Origin of the sequence: Aminobacter sp. LjRoot7, from assembly GCF_964252895.1 — a bacterium.
Classification (GTDB): domain Bacteria; phylum Pseudomonadota; class Alphaproteobacteria; order Rhizobiales; family Rhizobiaceae; genus Aminobacter; species Aminobacter aminovorans_B.
The window spans coordinates 82,223-98,478 of the sequence record NZ_CAXUPX020000002.1; the positions used below are offsets into that span (position 1 = coordinate 82,223).

Genomic DNA, 16,256 nt, shown 5'->3' on the forward strand with positions numbered 1-16,256 from the left:
CGTGCCCGTTTGTTCAAATGGGAGGAAACAATGAGGAAGGCATTATTGCTCGCTACCGCTGTCCTGGCACTCAGCGCTGGAAACGCGTTCGCCAAGAAGCAACTCGTCATCGTCGTCAAAGGCCTCGACAACCCGTTCTTCGAAGCCATCAACCAGGGTTGCCAGAAGTGGAACAAGGAAAACGCCAGCTCGGAATATGAATGCTTCTACACCGGGCCGGCATCGACGTCGGACGAGGCTGGCGAAGCGCAGATCGTCCAGGACATGCTGGGCAAGGCCGACACCGTTGCGATCGCCATTTCGCCTTCGAACGCCAAGCTGATCGCCCAGACCATCAAGACTGCCAACCCGACTGTTCCGGTCATGACGCTGGATGCGGATCTCGCCGCCGAAGACGCCGCACTGCGCAAGACCTATCTCGGCACCGACAACTACCTGATGGGCGCGCGCATCGGCGAATACATCAAGAAAGCCAAGCCCAGTGGCGGCAAGATCTGCACCATCGAGGGCAATCCGGGCGCCGACAACATCCTGCGCCGTGCCCAGGGCATGCGCGACACGCTGACCGGCCAGAAGGGCCTGACCGAACTGAAGGGTGAAGGCGGCTGGACCGAGGTTGCCGGCTGCCCTGTCTTCACCAATGACGACGGCGCCAAGGGCGTGCAGGCGATGACCGACATCCTCGCGGCCAATCCCGACCTCGATGCCTTCGGCATCATGGGCGGCTGGCCCTTGTTCGGCGCCCCGCAGCCCTATCGCGACCTGTTCAAGCCGATGGCCGACAAGATCGCCAAGAACGAGTTCGTCATCGGCGCTGCCGACACGATCGGCGACGAAGTGGCGATTGCCAGGGAGGGCCTCGTCACTGCGCTGGTCGGCCAGCGGCCGTTCGAAATGGGCTACAAGGCACCGACTGTCATGATCGACCTGATCGAAGGCAAGAAGGTCGATGATCCGGTCTTCACCGGCCTCGACGAATGCACAAAGGACACTGTCGATACCTGTATCCAGAAGTAGGTGCAGGTCGGAGCGCCCGGCTCGCCGGCGCTCCGACAAGCCTGCGCGGTTGATGTCGGGCGCGGACGGTTCCGCCGCACGAGCCGGCTTTTGCTGCACCAATCAGAACGGAATTGATCCAGCAGAGATCAACTCGGTCGATGGCTGACGGAACGTCCAAAAGGCCCCAGGAAACGGTCGCCGACCGCCCGCCGGCAATGCGTCGCCCCAACGCCGCGCGCATGAGCGGATCGAGCGTACACGCCTGGCTCGCCAGCGAGATCGGCCTCAGGATCGTGCGCGGCGACTATCCGCCGGGCACCATCCTGCCGAACGAGGCGAAGTGGTCCGAAACCTTCGATGTCAGCCGCTCGGCCGTGCGCGAGGCGATCAAGATGCTAATGGCCAAGAGCCTTTTGGCATCGCGCCCCAAGGTCGGCAGCTGGGTCGAACCGAAGGATCGCTGGAACCTGCTCGATCGTGATGTGCTGAGCTGGTATGCGGCCTCGCCCGATCGCGAAGCTTTTCTGCGTACAGTGCAGGAGTTCCGCCACATCATCGAGCCGGAAGCCGCCGCCTTTGCCGCGGAACGCCACAGCGAAGCGCAGATGGGCGAGATCAGCCAGAGCTGTCGCGACATGGGCCAGGCGACGTCATTGCAGGAACGCACCCAGGCAGACGCGCGCTTCCATCTTGCCATCCTCCGTGCATCCGGCAACGACCTTCTGGTGCCGCTGGGCGTGCTGATCGAATCCGCGCTCCATCATCTCTTCACCTTCGTGACGCAGGAGATCCAGGATGAACGAGCCCAAAGCCTGCATGAGGCGATCGAGACGAACATCCGACTGCGGCGCCCCCAAGCGGCGCGCAACGCGGTGCACAGGCTGCTGGCCAATACCGACGAAGTGATCGCCCGCTCGGGAAGGTAGACGCCTGCCTCGACCAGGTTGCATCAGGTCGTTTCCGGCGGCGTCAGGTCGACGCCGTTGATGCGCCCGATATGCGTCGCCAGCATCGGCACGTAGAGTTCGGCCCCACCGGCGGCGACGGCGCCCGCGAAGGAATTCTTGGCGGCATTTCCCAAGGGGTTCACCATTCCGACGGAATCGGCCATCGATTCCAGATAGGTCAGATCCTTGACCGCATTGGCGAGCGAGAATTTGTGGGCATCACGATCGCCTTCCAGCGTCCAGCGCATGAAAGTCTGATAAAAACCGCAATCCATGCGGCCGTTGCGAATGACGCTGTCGAAGCGGGCGGGCGAAATGCCAACTTTGCCGGCCAGCGCCAGCGCTTCGGAATAGAGCGCGGCATAGCCGAGCGACAGGAAATTGTTCAACAGCTTCATCCGGTGGCCATCGCCCGTTTGGCCGACATGGACGACGCGCCCCGCCCAGGTCTCGAGCACAGGCTTCAGCCTGGCAAACACCGCGTCGGAAGCTCCGACCATCGTGTCCAGCGTGCCCTCCCACGCCTCCTTAGGCGTGCGGCTCAGCGGCGCATCGACCAATGTGACGTCGACAGCGGCAAGCTCGGCCGCCAGTGCCATCGTCGAAACAGGGTCGGACGTCGAGCAGTCGACAACAATCGAGCCGGGCTTCAAAGCCTCGCTTAGCCCTCCTGTGCCGCGAATGACGTCTTCGACCTGGCGTGAACCAGTGACGCAGATGAACACGATGGTCGAGCGGGCGGCGACCTCCGCAGCAGTCGAAACCTCGGCAGCGCCCCGCGCGATCATGTCTTCCGCCGGGCCACGGTTCTGGCGGCCGAGAAAGGTCAGCGGATAGCCTTTGTCGACAATGTTCCTGGCAATGCCATGGCCCATCAAGCCAAGTCCGACGAAACCGATCTGCTCGATTGCTTTCGTGTTCGTTGCCATCTTCCTTGCCCTCTGTTCGCAGGTTGAATTCAGCGCCGCCGTCGATGATATTGTCTGACAATATCCACCGATCTGGCAGAATGTGGAGGACAAAATGTCGAAACGGATCATGTTCACGGGCGGCAGCGGCAAGGCCGGCCGACATGTTGTGCAGTATCTGGTCGATCTGGGGCATCAGGTTCTCAACCTCGACACCAAGCCGCTCGATAATCCGAAGGTGCGGACGCTGATCACCGACATCACGGACAGCGGCCAGGTCTTTAACGCGCTGTCGAGCTATATGGGGCTGCACGAGTTCGACCCATCGCTGCGGCCGCAGCCGGTTGACGCCGTCGTGCATTTTGCCGCGATCCCTCGCATCATGCTCACACCAGATAATGAAGTATTCCGCATCAACGCGCTGGGCACCTACAACGTGATCGAGGCGGCGGTGAAACTTGGTATTCGCAAGGTCGTCATTGCATCGAGCGAAACCACCTATGGCCTTGTCTTCGCCAATGAACCGCGGGCTCCCAGCTACTTCCCGCTCGATGAAGACTACGACGTGGATCCGATGGACAGCTATGCGCTGTCCAAGGTCGTCAACGAAAAGACGGCGCGCGCCTTTGCCCTGCGCGCTGGCGTCGACATCTATGCCCTGCGCATTGGCAATGTCATCGAGCCGCACGAATATGAGCTGTTTCCGAAATGGTTTGCCGACCCGGGTTTCCGCAAGCGCATCACCTGGAGTTACATCGATGCCCGCGACCTCGGTCAGATCACCGACCTCGCAATCAAGAAAGACGGTCTGGGATATCAGGTCTTCAATGCGGCCAATGACGACACATCATCCGACCTGCCAACGAAAGAGTTGCTCGAGAGGTTCTATCCTGACGTGCCGCTGAAGCATGAACTTGGCGAGTTCGAGACCTTGCTTTCCAACCGTAAGGCCAAAGAGGTCCTGGGTTTCCGCAGCCAGCACAGCTGGCGAAAATACGTCCTGCAAAATTGATTGGCCGGCGCCGGGAAGCGACGCTTGACACTTGGGATGGCGCACCACTCAGTTGCGAGGGCGGCCCGATCGTCAGCATCGGCAAGACGACAACAGGAAGACCAGACACCAATGGCCTCAAAGCCGACAGACGCACTCATCACCGACAAGCCGCTGGCAAGCCGCCGAACGGACGCCACGCGTATTTCGGGCGCAAGCGTGCATACGTCCCTTGCCAGCGAGATCGGCCTCAGGATCGTTCGCGGCGACTATCCTCCCGGAACGATCCTGCCCAACGAGGCCAAGTGGACCGAAATCTTCGATGTCAGCCGTTCCGCGGTGCGCGAGGCGATCAAGATGCTGATGGCCAAGAGCCTGCTGGCCTCCCGCCCCAAGATCGGCAGCTGGGTGGAGCCTAAAGAGCATTGGAACCTGCTGGATCGCGACGTCCTGAGCTGGTACGCCGCTTCGCCGGATCGCGAGGGCTTTCTGAGGACCGTGCAGGAGTTCCGCCACATCATCGAGCCGGAAGCGACGGCACTGGCCGCGGAGCGCCGGACCGAAGCGCAAATGGCAGAGATAAGCCAGGCGCTGCACGACATGGGCAATGCCCCTTCACTGCAGCAACGGACACAAGCTGATACACGATTTCACATGGCGGTCCTGCGCGCCTCTGGCAATGACCTTTTGGTGCCACTCGGTGTATTGATCGAATCCGCACTGAACCACCTGTTTGTTCATGTGACCCGCGAAGACAGCAGCCTGCTTCACGCGCAGAAACTTCACGAAAACATCGAGAAGTGCATTCGGTTGCAGAAGCCAAATGCCGCGCGCAACGCGGTCCGCAAGCTTCTGGCGAATACCGATGAAATCATCGGCCGCCGATCAAGATAGAGGTTACATTTCAGTCACATCGCTAAGCGCGGTCGTGATCGTCAATATGTCATCAGCTGTGTCTTTGAAGCCGTTGCCGCCCAATGTCGGTCATTCGCACGGTCCGGTTACTCCGCGAAAAGCGGACATCGCCGATGCTCAGGCCACAAGCTATATTGCGGACTAAGCTGACATTTGAGTGCATGTCACCCAAGGGGGCTTGAGCGTCTGCTTTCAAGAGCTCGATCAGGCTGCTGACATCGCTACGTTGGATTTTGAGAAGCGCCGTGTCTTGATGGCGGATATCGAAGCGATCCTTCAGTCGTCGGGTATCATCATCCAGCCATTCTGGCGCAAGCTGTACAACCACACCTCGCCACAGGTGAAAGGCATGGCCATGCACCCGACTTTCTGCATGTCTTTGGAGAAGGCCTGGCTCGATGCGGCTCGGTTCGAATTAGGCCGCCTGAGCAAGTTTTCGCTGCGGTAGGGCGACTTCGGCCGAAGCGAATGTCCGTAGCGGGTCAGGTTACGAAGCTGATCGCGCAGACCTGAAGGTCCGCTTTTGAAGGGCCAAATCCAGACCGTTCACACACGACCCATTACGGACAAATCAGCCAAACTATCGGAACTCCCGCGCGTGGAAGGGTGCTGTCCTGACCAGACAAAAATGAGAGGGGGGGCTCCTATCGGCGAAGTTTTCGGTCGCTGGCCCGTGCCGCCAGAAGCACAAACGCTACCGCCAATATCGAAGCCAGGAAAATCGAGCCTGACAGGGCATAAATCGTTGGCGACGCGCCCGAGTTCATCTTGCCGAACATCGCCAAAGGCAGCGTGTTTTGCCGCCCGACCAGATAGAAGGCCCGGCCGAATTCGTTCAGCGACAGCAGGAACGAGAAGATGAAGGCAGCCACCAGGCCTGGCCTGATCAGCGGCAGTGTCACATCAACCAGTTGGCGCCACCAAGACGCGCCTAGATCGGACGCCGCAAGCAGGTAGGAACGCCTGACAGCTGCCATGCTGGTCAGGATGACGGTGAATGCGAATGGCAGCGCCCACAACAGGTGGCTCGCAGCTACCGTACCCCAGAACGGCTTCAAGCCGATGCGCCCGAAGATCACCGAAAGCGACAGGCCCTGAATGATGCCTGGAACGAACATCGGCAGCAACACGAACATGAACCAGCGTGAGCGCCATTTGCCGAGGTCCATATAGGCGAGCGCCGACAACAGCGCGAGGGCCGTTGCCACCAGTGCGGTAACGGTCGCGACCAGCAGGGATTCCTGTAACGCGCTCATGAGGCTGCGCTCTTTGGCGAGAGCCACGTACCAGGTCAGGCTGATATCGGAGAGCGCCGGCAATGCCGGCTGCAGCGCCGGGTTGAACGATACGGCCACCAGATAAAGCGGCGGCACATAGATGATTGCCAGCCCTATGGCTGTCATCAGCCATATGGCGACCTTCAGCGGGCGGCTTTCGAAACTGGCTACCATGTGAAACCCTCGAACAGTCTGGTCAGCTTGAACAGACGGTTGCCGATGAAGATCAGCCCGAACAGGATGATCAGCACCACGGTCGAGATTGCGAAGGCCAGCGGGAAATTCACCACCCGCATGACGTCATTGATCATCACCGAGATCATCGATGCGGCTGCGCCGCCGAGCATCTGCACTTCGGTGGCCGATCCCGCCGCCATGACGAACACGAAGAGGAAGCCTGCGAATATGCCGGCTTGCGTGAGCGGCAGCAAAACCGAGCGGAAGGTGCGCCAGAAGCCCGCGCCAAGGTCCTGGCTGGCGGCGAGCAGCGACGGCTCGACGCGTTGCATCGACAGGATCAGCGGAAAGATAACGAAGGGCAGGTAGGATGCAACAAGCCCGACATTGACGGCAAAGTTCGAGAACAGGAGCCAGTCGAGCGGCTGGTCGATGATCCCTGTACCTGTCAGCCAGCCATTGATCAGGCCGTTGCGGCCCAGAACCAGCCGCCAGGAGAAGGCGCGGATCATGTACGAGGTGAAGAACGGGATGGTGAACAGCGCCATGAGCAGGAGCGCCGTTCGCCTGCTCGCCAGAAAATGCACCGCCATTGCCGCGGGGTAGCCAATGACCACGCAGATCGTGGCGGTCAGGAATGCCTTGCCCAGCGATCCCAGGATGACGCTCCAGCGCCCCGCCTCGAGGATCGCCTCATAACCGGCGAGGCTCAACTCCGGCCTGATCCAGTAGGTGGCGGGGTCCCAGGTCCAGAAACTCCAGACCAGGATGACGATCAGGGGCACGAAGCCGAGCAGCAGCACGATGAGTGCGGTGGGCAGTGCAAGCAAGAAGCCGGGCGATTTCATCTGGTTTCCAGAAAAAAAGCGCGGTGGGAGCGCAAATCGCTCCCGCCGCTGTTGGTCGCAATCAGGCGTTACGCAGTTTCTGCCACCATTCTTCGTAGAGCTGGAAATTGTCGGGCCGGGTGTTCTGCCAGGCGACCTTGCCGCCGAACTTGGCCTTGACGTGCTCGGCCAGCGACTTGACCTTGGTCGGGTCGAATTGGCCTGCATTCGCCTCGGCATAGGCAAGATTGCGGTCGCTGGGGACCACATAGCCGCGCTGTTCGCCGAGCGTACAGCCATAGAAGCCGTCGAGCAGCCAGTTGGCGAGCTTGTGGGCGTCATCGCCAAAGCCGCGGTCGATCGCACCCTTCAGCAGCACCAGGTTGTTGCCCCAGCCTTCGTAGCCTTCGACGGGCGCTGCATACTCGACCTGCAGGCCGCGTTTGCGGCCTTCGTAGACGATGGGCTCCCACCCCGTCATCGCCAGCACTTCGCCGTCGCCGATAAGCTGCACGCCCTGTTCCCAGCCGCTCCAGAAAGTGCGGAACTGGCCGTCCCGCTTGTGCTTGATGAGGAACTCCATCACCAGGCCAAGCTCGTCCGCGGTCAGGTTGCCCGGATTGCCGATCTTCTGGTTTTCCGATTCCTTCAGATACATGGCCGCAAAGACCGCGCTGTTGATCCAGGCGTCCTCCATCGCCACCTGGCCCTTCAGCTTCGGATCGAAGATGACGCCGTAGCTGTCGACCTTGCCCAGCTTGTCTGGGCGATAGATGATCGAGTCGGCGTTGATGACGGCCGGCAGGCCATACTGCTTTCCGTCATGGTGCAGGTAGGGAATGTCCTTCGCCCACTGCCAGACGCTCTCGTAGTTGGGGATCTTCGACAGGTCCCACGGAACGATGGCTCCCTGGACCGCGAGTTCCTTCTCGGCGCCGCCCTGCAGGCCGCCTATGTCGTAGAGGTCGTTTGCGTTGCCGGCGACCAGTCGGGCAACGGCCGGGCCAGGGTCGTTGCCATTGTCGGTGAAGGCGATGTTCAGGCCCGCATCGTCGGCTGCCCGCGACCAGGCATCGCCGATGTCGAGCGTGCCGGTTGCCCAGAAGGCCAGATCTCCCGCAGCCATCGCCGCCATCGGCCGAAACATGGTTCCGGCTGCGAGTGCGGCACCGCCGGCCCCTATGGTCTTGAGCAGGTGGCGCCGGCTCATGTTGCTCGCCATCGCTCCACTCAAAGGATTGTTGTGATTTGTCATCGTGTTACCCCTTCTTTTTATGAGATTTCTTCAGATGATCAGATGATCAGATGATCAGGTGTCACGGTTGGCCGCAGTTCCCGATGCGGGCACGGGCACCAGGGCGCCGCCCGCGAACTCGAGTCGCACTGGATTGCCCATTTCGGGCCAGGCGTCGGCGAACTCGACCGGAATCTCGGCGTCGAGCTTCTGGCCATCGCCAAGTTCGAGATAGAAGTCGAAGAACCGGCCGCGAAACTGACGCCCGGCCACGGTCGCTGCAAGTGAGCTCCCGGGCGCTGCATGTCCGTTCGCGAGCGAAATTCGGTCGGGACGAACCGCCAGGAGTCCCGTTTCCCCAACGTCGCGAGCGCCCGGCAGGACCAATCGCTCGCCGGCTATGACGGCGACCGTGTCATCGCCGCTGCGTTCCAGCCTTTCGGGCTTGAGGACGCGTTCCATGCCAACGAAGCGTGCCACAAAATCATTTGCCGGATTGGCGAAGAATTCGGCCGGCCGTCCCACCTGCTCGATCCTGCCCTTGTGCATGATGGCCATGCGGTCGCTGAGGCTCAGCGCTTCGTCCTGATTGTGGGTGACCAACACGAAGGTCGACCCGGTCCGCTGGTGCAGCCTGCCGAACTCGTCGCGCATCTGCTGGCGCAGCCTTTCGTCGAGCCCGGTCAGGGGTTCGTCGAGAAGAAGGATGCCCGGCTCCATGACGAGTGCGCGCGCGAGCGCTACACGCTGCCGCTGCCCGCCGGACAGAAGATTGACATTGCGCTCGGCAAATCCAGCCAGATCGACCAGCGCAAGCGTGCTGTCCACGCGCTTCTTGCGTTCGGGGGCGGCCATACCCTTCACCTTCAAGCCGTAGGCGACGTTGTCGCCTACGGTCATGTGAGGAAACAGGGCGAGATCCTGGAAAACGGTGTTCGACGGACGTCGGTTTGCCGGCATATCGGTGACGTCCTGGCCATCGAACAGGACGCGCCCGGTGGTGGGGCGATCAAAGCCGCCTATCAGTTTCAGCAGCGTGCTTTTTCCCGAGCCCGAAGAGCCGAGCAATGTGAAGAATTCGCCGGCCTCGATCTTGAGACCCACGCGTTCCAGGGCCTTGACTGTGCCAAAGGTCCGGGTGACGTCGTCAATTCCAATCGAGATGGCCATGGGCTAGCGGACCTCTTCGGTGATTACCATGATGCCCCGGTCAGTGACCTCCAGGACCTGCCCCGCATGAACGAGCGTTGTCGTGGTCGGCTCCTCGACAAGCAGAGGGCCGCTCAGACGCTCGCCGCAGGGCAGACCGTTACGATCATAGACAGCGCACAATTTCCAGCCGCCATCGTTGCCGAAGTAGACGTTGCGTTCGCCCTTGCGCGCCCTGGCGACTGTGCGGCCGTCATTGTCGATGGGCGGGCAGTCGATGACATTGCCGGCGATCTCGGCCTGCAGATGCAAGTTCGTCACCTCGATGCGTGCATCGGGCAGGCGGAACGAGTAGGCGGTTTCGTGCGCAAGATGGAAGGCCTCGGCGAAATCGGCGAGTTGCATCGACGGCGAGAACCGCGCCGACACGCTGTGCTCCTGCCCGTGATAGCGCATCTCGACCCCATAGCTGAAGGCGACGCCTTCCTTGTCGTCGAGCTCGAAATAGGACAGCGCCTCGCCTTCCATGTCGGCGAACAGCCTGGCCAGTTCGCCGAGCGAGGATGGGACGAGTGGCGAGAACCACGTCTTGCGAATGTCCGCGCGCGGATGCGCAGCCAGCATGCCCCAGGCCGAGAAGATGCCCGAATGCGGTGGGATGATGATCGACTTGGCGTTGAGTTCGCGGCCGAGACGGGCGCCCAGCATCGGCCCGGCGCCGCCGCTGACGATCAGCGCAAGGTCGCGTGGATCGTGACCGCGCTGAACGGTGACCAGTTTCAGGGCGTTGATCATGTTGGATTCGGCGACGTCGATGATGGCCTGGGCTGCGCCGTCGACGGACAGGCCAAGCGGTCCGGCCAGCCTGGTGATGGCCTGGCGCGCGAGTTCGACATCGAGGGTCATGGCGCCTTCAGCGAACGCGGCAGGATTGAGCAGTCCGATTGCCACCTTTGCGTCGGTGACCGTCGGCTCGGTTCCGCCCAGTCCATAGCAGGCCGGTCCGGGCGAGGACCCGGCACTTTTCGGTCCCACCCGCAGGCCGCCGGCAGCGTCGATCCAGGCGATCGAGCCTCCGCCCGAGCCGATCTCGACGATGTCGACCACCGGCACCTGCACCGGATAGCCGGGGAACGTGCGGGCCCATTCCAGCTTGTATTCGGCGTCGAGATTGGGCTTGCCGTCGCGGATGAGCGTGCACTTTGCCGTCGTACCGCCGACGTCGAGATAGAGAACGTCCTTTTCGCCAAGGATCGCGCCGATCCTTGCCGCACCTGCTGCACCGCCCGAAGGGCCGGATTCGACAAGCGTCAGCGGACTGGCGACGGCTTGCGAGAACGTCGCGACCCCGCCATTCGACAGCATCGCATAATAGGCCGAATACACGCCCTTGGCGGCAAGCGCCTTTTCGAGATTGGCGAAATAGCGCTGGATGATCGGCTGTACATAGGCGTTGAGGGCAACCGTGTTGGTGCGCTCGTATTCGCGCCATTGACGCGAAATTTCGTGGCTGGCGCAGACGGTGACATCGGGCATGAGCTCGCGCAGCAGTGCTGCGCAGCGCTTCTCGTGTTCGGGATGAGCGTAGCTGTGCAGGAAGATGACCGCTACGGCCTCGACTCCCTCCTTGACGAACAGGCGCGCAGCCTCGCGAACATCGTCTTCGTTGAGCGGTTCGATGACCCTTCCATCCGCGCCGACGCGTTCGCGGACCTCTGCCCGCAGCTTCCTGGGAATGAACGGCTCGGGACTATGGAACTGGAGATTGTAGAGGTCGGGGCGGTTGCCTCGGCCGATCTCGAGCACGTCGCGGAACCCTTCAGTGGTCACGAGCGCGGTCCTGACGCCCTTGCGTTCGGTGATCGCGTTGATGACCGTCGTTCCGCCATGGGCAAAGAACCGGACCTTGTCGGTGTCCAGGCCGCTGGCGCTCTCGGCACGGTCGATCACGTCTAGCACGCCGATCGACTGGTCCTGGGGAGTGGTCAGGCTCTTTGAGGTGAACACCTTGCCCGATTTCTCGTCATAGCCGACGAGATCGGTGAAGGTGCCGCCGACATCGGTTGCAAGTCTGATCATTTCGCCGTCATGCCCCGGTGGTTGTAGTCCGATGCCGCCCGTTCCGCGCTGATGTAGCCGGCGCGGATGTCTTCTTCGATCGCGTCCTTGCTTCTCTTAGCCGGATCGCCCCAGCCGCCGCCGCCGCCGGTGGCGATGCGCAGCACATCGCCCTTGACCACGCGGCGGTGAGACAGGCGGCCATAGGAGGTGGTGTCTGCCGTATCGACTATGTCGAGCCGGTTGAGACTGCCGGCGCCGCCGCCATCCATGCCCCAGGGCGGTGTCTTCGAGCGACCGAAGCCGCTGTGGATGTCGGCCTCGCCGGACAGGATCTCGTATTCGCGCACGACCCCGAAGCCGCCGCGCCACTGACCTGCGCCGGCTCCGTCTTCGACATTGAGCGCGTAGCGCCGGACGCGGAGTGGGAACTTGGCTTCGATCAGTTCCACCGAATAATTGTAGGTGTCGCCGTCGGTCAGGGCGATCACCGCGCTGGCCCCGTCGCGGCCGGGCGCGCCACCCCAGCCGCCATGCTGCGGCTCGATGTGGATGAACTCTTCGCCGTCGGCGGTCCGGCCATTGATGTATGTCACGCAGAGGCTCGAGTAGGAGCCGGCCGAGAAACGTTCCGGCAGCAGCGGCGCGAGCGCCTTCCACACCAGCTCCGAGGCATGGACGGAGCCCTCGTAGTACCAGCCTGTCGGCGAGGGTTTCTGCGCAGTGAAGACCGTTCCGTCGGGAGCGATCACCGAAAGCGGCCGGAACCATCCTTCGTTGGATGGCTCCTGCGGCGCCACAAGCGCCTTGAAGATGGTCTTCACAGCCGAGCTGAGCGCCCCGCGCGCGCAGTTGATCGGTCCTGCCGCGGCCGGTGGGCAGCCGGTGAAATCGACCTCCATGCGGCCACCCTCGATCCGGATGGCGACCTTCACTTCGATGGGGGTGGTGGTGATGCCATCGCCATCGATGATGTCGGTTGCCTCGTAGAGGCCGTCCGGCAGTGCCGCGATGACCTCCTTGCTGCGCCGCTCGCTGACGTCGAGAAGGTGATCGAACGCGTCCTGGATCGTGTCCGCACCGTATTTTTCGACCATCTCCAGGATGCGGCGCTCGGCGATGCGCACGGTGGCGAACTGTGCGTTGAGGTCGCCAAGCGCGACTTCCGGGAGACGGACATTCTCGCTGATGATGCGGACCATGTCGGGCAAAAGCTTGTCATTGCGGGCAATGCGGACGCAGGGCAGGCGAAGGCCTTCCTGGTAGACCGAATTGGCGTCCGGAGGCAGGCTGCCGGGCACCGCACCGCCGACATCCAGCCAGTGAGCGACATTGATGGCGAATGCGATGATGCGGCCTTCGGCAAAGATCGGGCGCATGATCGCCAGATCGCAGGAATGCGTACCTCCGGCATAGGGGTCGTTGGTGACCAGTACGTCGCCCGGAGCCATGTCGTCGGCGAACCTCTCGACCAGGCTGCGTACTTGGGTGGCGAAGGTGCCGGTGAACAGCGTGATGCCGTTTGTCTGCGCGATGAGATCGCAGTCGCGGGTGCAGATGCCGCAGGCGAAATCCAGAACCTCGTAGATGACGGGGCTCATGCTGGTCCGCGCCATCACGATGCCCATCTCGTCGACCGTCGACAGTAGCTTGCCCTGGATGATCTCCTGGGTCACGGGATCGACGGTTCGCACCTGCTGCTCCATTCCGCACCTTCATGACTTGCAGCGTGTTTATCTGCTGCCCATGCGGAAGGTTGCACCGGGGAGGGGGCTTGCATACCCGACCGATCGGGTGGGCAGGCCGATTGGGTGCCCGCCCAAAATGACGGCTAGGCTAATAGTCCTAGCTCTCGCGCGACCGAGATGGCCGAGGTGCGCGAGTGGACCTTGAGCTTCGCGAAGACATTGCGGATGTGAAACTTCACCGTGTTCTCACTGACATCCATGTGCTTGGCGATCTCCTTGTTGGAGAATCCACCGCAAATCAACGAAACGACCTTCAGTTCCTGCTGGGTAAGCATATGCGGTGCGCTCGAGGCATCCTCCGCCGGTTCGGCCGAACCTGGAGCGGACGCATCTGCCGGCGCAAGGATCTGGCCGACGCGCCGGGCGATCAGGCTGTCGGGGCCTGCCTCCTGCGCGCGCCGACGCAGCAGGGCGAGCATGTCGGGACCCTCCTCGAAAAAGGCCGCGCGATAGGTCGCGCTGGGCAAGGTCAGCAGGATTTCATCGAGCACGGCAGCGGTGCGTTCGGCCTTGCCGGTCTTCATGCCGGCCAGTACGGCCAGCAGGCGCATCCTCAGCCTTCGCGGCACGCTGAAGGGGCGCTCCTGGGCAATCTCGAGCCGCTGCAGCATATCGAGCGCGCGCTCCACCTGGCCTTCCTGTATCCAGACCCGTACCCACAGCGTTGCGGGCACCTCGCCGCGCAGCCGGAATGAAAGTCGGTTGCGCTCGATGTCGAACGCCGTTTCCGGCCCGAGATCAAAACGGTCGGCGAAACGCTTGGCGCCCTCGATGTCGCCGAAGTGGATGATCGAGCGCATCTGCTCGCGTGCCGCGAGCCTTTGCAGGCGGGGAAAGCCGCGGCGCTGTGCGGTGCGCCTTGCCTGTTCGAGCACGGCGTCCACACCGTCGAAATCGCTCTTGACCATTCTTGCGCGAATGCGGGACAGATAGGCTGCGGCCAGCAGGTCGAACCAGCAGTCGTTCTTCTCCAGATGCGGCAGCGACCATTCGAGGATGCGTTCGGCGCCATCGTGAAGACCGCGCTCCGACAGCGTCTCGGCCAGCAGGACCTGGGCGATCGCGTCGAGGTCGCAACCCTTGCCGATGGCGTTCTGGGCGTCGCGGGCCAGGCGCTCATAGGCAGCACTTGCGCCCTCCATGTCGCCGCGAAAGAACTGAGCCTGCCCGACATGGGCGTAGAGGTGCATCGCCCCGAAAAGCGCTCCTGCCTGGGTAAAGGACTGGATCGCCAGGTTGCCGTGGCGTTCGGCGCGCTCGAACTCGCTGCGCTCCAGATACTGGAAGCACAAGAGATTGTAGGTCAGCGCGCGCTGCACAGGTTCCGCCAGCTCAAGCAAGGTCAGATCGCGCTCGAGCAGCGACAGGTCGAGGGCTTCGATACGATCGTCCAGGTACAATGCCATGAGCGCACCGATCAGCCGGACCTCATTGACCAGGACGTTGTCGGAGCGGTCGATGGTCCGATTGACCAGCTCGAAATAGTGAGTTGCCAGCGCCAGGTTGCCACCCTTGGCAGCAGCGACGGCCAGTCCGAGAAAGCTGCGTGGGAACTTTGAGGCTTCCGGCTCGGGCAGAACCGCTGCCAGTGCATGAAACTGCTGCAGCAGGCCGCGGGCGCCGGCATAGACCTGCCGCCATCCCCCGGCATTCTCGGAAAATTCCCCGGCAAGGCGGAAGTCTTGCGCGTGCAAGGCGTGGCGAATGGCACTCGCCCAGTCGCGCCGCGCCGCGTACCAGTGTGCGGCATCGCGCCTGATCTGGTTGATGTCCAGCCCGCGCGCGAGGGCTTCCTGCATCAGGTATTCTTGGAACACCGCATGCAGCTTGAACTGCTTGTGTCCTTCGTCGAATGCCTCTATCGGCAGGCCGCCGAAGGCGATATCGGAGGTCAGTTCGGCGGCGGCCGAAGGACTGACGACAGCGCTCGCGAGCTCGGCGCTGAAATAGGGCAGGGCCGCAACGCTGACCAGCGCCGATTGCATTGTGACCGAGAGCGACGAAAACACCTGTTCGGACAGGTAGCGCGCCATATCGAGCTGGGTGCCGCTGAATTCCAGCAGGTCCCTGTCTGTCACGGCTCCGTCGCGCAGCAGCACGCGCGCCAGCTGCAGTGCCACGGCCCAGCCCTCGGTTTTCTGGACCAGCGCCTCGATTTGCGACTTGTCGAGCTTGACCCCGGCCATGGCGAGCAGGTTCTGGGCCTCTCCGGCCGAGAAGCGCAGGTCGGCGGCCTTGAGATAAGTGAGCTGGCCATTCAGCTGCATTGCCGAGATCGCCAGCCTCGGCTCGGATCTCGAGATGATCAGCAGCCTGAGGTTTCGTGCCTGTGGCGAAAACAGGAGGCGCGCCAGCGTCGCATCGTTTTCGTCACTCTGGGCGAAATGATAATCGTCAAGGAACAGGTATAGGGGGCGGCGCAGCCGCTGCAACTGGGTCAGGATGACGCCCAGAGCATGCTGCGGCGACAGGCTGGAATAGTCCTGGGCCGCAGCGGGAAAGACGTGTGCTGCGGTGAGAACTCCAAGCAGTCCGAGGAGGAAATGGGTGCCGTCGCGATCGTCGCCATCAAGCGCGGCCCAGGCTGCCTGGTGGCCTTGCTTGCGCAGGTCCTCGTAGCGCTGGTTCATTAACGAGGACTTGCCGAAACCGGCAGGCGCTATGACCAGTGTCAGGCGCCGGTCGCCGGCATCGTCGAGCAGCCTCAGCGTCCGGACGCGCCTGACCTGCGCCATGCGTGCATCTGCGTCGCCTTCAGAGATGCGCTTGGGTGCCACCATTCTGTCATCCAGGATCGATCGACATGCCGATATCATGAGCCGCGCGAGTATGTATACCTTGAGGCCGCCGGGCGGGCATCGGATGCGAATAGAATTCGAGATAGCGGGCGTGGTTGCGGGCTATAGAGAGCAAAGCTGCCAGTCAGCTATCGGCCCCCGACTTGCCAACGAGCTTCGTCAGTCATCCGATCCTGTGAACCTAAGAGCCTCTACACCCGAACTCATGACGATGTGGCCGCTCTCGAG

13 protein-coding genes are annotated in these 16,256 nt (G+C 62.3%); 5 read left to right on the forward strand and 8 right to left on the reverse strand.

Going from position 1 to position 16,256, the window contains the following annotated elements; genetic code table 11:
* The first annotated feature begins 30 nt into the window (after positions 1-30).
* Together ACSQ3E_RS06135 and ACSQ3E_RS06140 are read left to right on the forward strand one after the other, a co-directional pair.
* The gene (locus ACSQ3E_RS06135) at positions 31-1,017 is read left to right on the forward strand and encodes a substrate-binding domain-containing protein (protein ID WP_310322933.1); all 987 of its coding nucleotides are present in this window, start codon (positions 31-33) and stop codon (positions 1,015-1,017) included.
* Positions 1,018-1,157: 140 nt separating this feature from the next.
* Complete coding sequence (locus ACSQ3E_RS06140; protein WP_436122006.1) at positions 1,158-1,925, forward strand: FadR/GntR family transcriptional regulator; 768 nt, start codon at positions 1,158-1,160, stop codon at positions 1,923-1,925.
* A 23-nt stretch (positions 1,926-1,948) separates the two neighbouring features.
* Here ACSQ3E_RS06140 and ACSQ3E_RS06145 read toward each other — a convergent pair whose 3' ends face one another.
* Positions 1,949-2,875 carry an NAD(P)-dependent oxidoreductase gene (locus ACSQ3E_RS06145; RefSeq protein ID WP_310322935.1) on the reverse strand — a complete coding sequence of 309 codons (927 nt, stop codon included), beginning with the start codon at positions 2,873-2,875 and terminating at the stop codon, positions 1,949-1,951.
* Positions 2,876-2,969: 94 nt separating this feature from the next.
* Between ACSQ3E_RS06145 and ACSQ3E_RS06150 the strand changes: the two genes are divergently transcribed.
* The 3 genes from ACSQ3E_RS06150 to ACSQ3E_RS06160 all read left to right on the forward strand — a co-directional run bounded on the left by ACSQ3E_RS06150 (position 2,970) and on the right by ACSQ3E_RS06160 (position 5,208).
* Entirely contained in the window at positions 2,970-3,866 is an 897-nt protein-coding gene (locus ACSQ3E_RS06150) for an NAD-dependent epimerase/dehydratase family protein (protein ID WP_436122007.1), read from the forward strand.
* Between the two features lie 111 nt (positions 3,867-3,977).
* Positions 3,978-4,739, forward strand: coding sequence for a FadR/GntR family transcriptional regulator (locus ACSQ3E_RS06155; RefSeq protein ID WP_436122008.1), 762 nt, complete (start codon positions 3,978-3,980; stop codon positions 4,737-4,739).
* 178 nt (positions 4,740-4,917) lie between these two features.
* Positions 4,918-5,208, forward strand: a complete 291-nt coding sequence (locus ACSQ3E_RS06160; RefSeq protein ID WP_436122009.1) for a hypothetical protein — start codon at positions 4,918-4,920, stop codon at positions 5,206-5,208.
* A 196-nt stretch (positions 5,209-5,404) separates the two neighbouring features.
* Here the strand turns inward: ACSQ3E_RS06160 and ACSQ3E_RS06165 are convergent, their stop codons facing one another.
* The 7 genes from ACSQ3E_RS06165 to ACSQ3E_RS06195 all read right to left on the reverse strand — a co-directional run bounded on the left by ACSQ3E_RS06165 (position 5,405) and on the right by ACSQ3E_RS06195 (position 16,010).
* Positions 5,405-6,163, reverse strand: a complete 759-nt coding sequence (locus tag ACSQ3E_RS06165) for an ABC transporter permease (protein ID WP_436122010.1) — start codon at positions 6,161-6,163, stop codon at positions 5,405-5,407.
* A gap of 41 nt (positions 6,164-6,204) precedes the next feature.
* Positions 6,205-7,062 (reverse strand): ABC transporter permease, encoded by an 858-nt coding sequence (locus ACSQ3E_RS06170; RefSeq protein ID WP_310322942.1) that lies wholly within the window; start codon positions 7,060-7,062, stop codon positions 6,205-6,207.
* 61 nt (positions 7,063-7,123) lie between these two features.
* Complete coding sequence (locus tag ACSQ3E_RS06175; RefSeq protein ID WP_436122011.1) at positions 7,124-8,251, reverse strand: ABC transporter substrate-binding protein; 1,128 nt, start codon at positions 8,249-8,251, stop codon at positions 7,124-7,126.
* A gap of 99 nt (positions 8,252-8,350) precedes the next feature.
* A complete protein-coding gene (locus tag ACSQ3E_RS06180; protein ID WP_436122012.1) occupies positions 8,351-9,445 on the reverse strand; it encodes an ABC transporter ATP-binding protein in 1,095 nt (364 codons plus the stop codon).
* 3 nt (positions 9,446-9,448) lie between these two features.
* Entirely contained in the window at positions 9,449-11,503 is a 2,055-nt protein-coding gene (locus ACSQ3E_RS06185) for a hydantoinase/oxoprolinase family protein (RefSeq protein ID WP_436122013.1), read from the reverse strand.
* Complete coding sequence (locus ACSQ3E_RS06190) at positions 11,500-13,176, reverse strand: hydantoinase B/oxoprolinase family protein (protein WP_436122014.1); 1,677 nt, start codon at positions 13,174-13,176, stop codon at positions 11,500-11,502. Before ACSQ3E_RS06190 ends, ACSQ3E_RS06185 begins: the two co-directional genes overlap by 4 nt.
* A gap of 137 nt (positions 13,177-13,313) precedes the next feature.
* On the reverse strand, positions 13,314-16,010 hold the full coding sequence (locus tag ACSQ3E_RS06195) for a LuxR C-terminal-related transcriptional regulator (protein ID WP_436122015.1): 2,697 nt from the start codon (positions 16,008-16,010) through the stop codon (positions 13,314-13,316).
* Positions 16,011-16,256 lie beyond the last annotated feature (246 nt).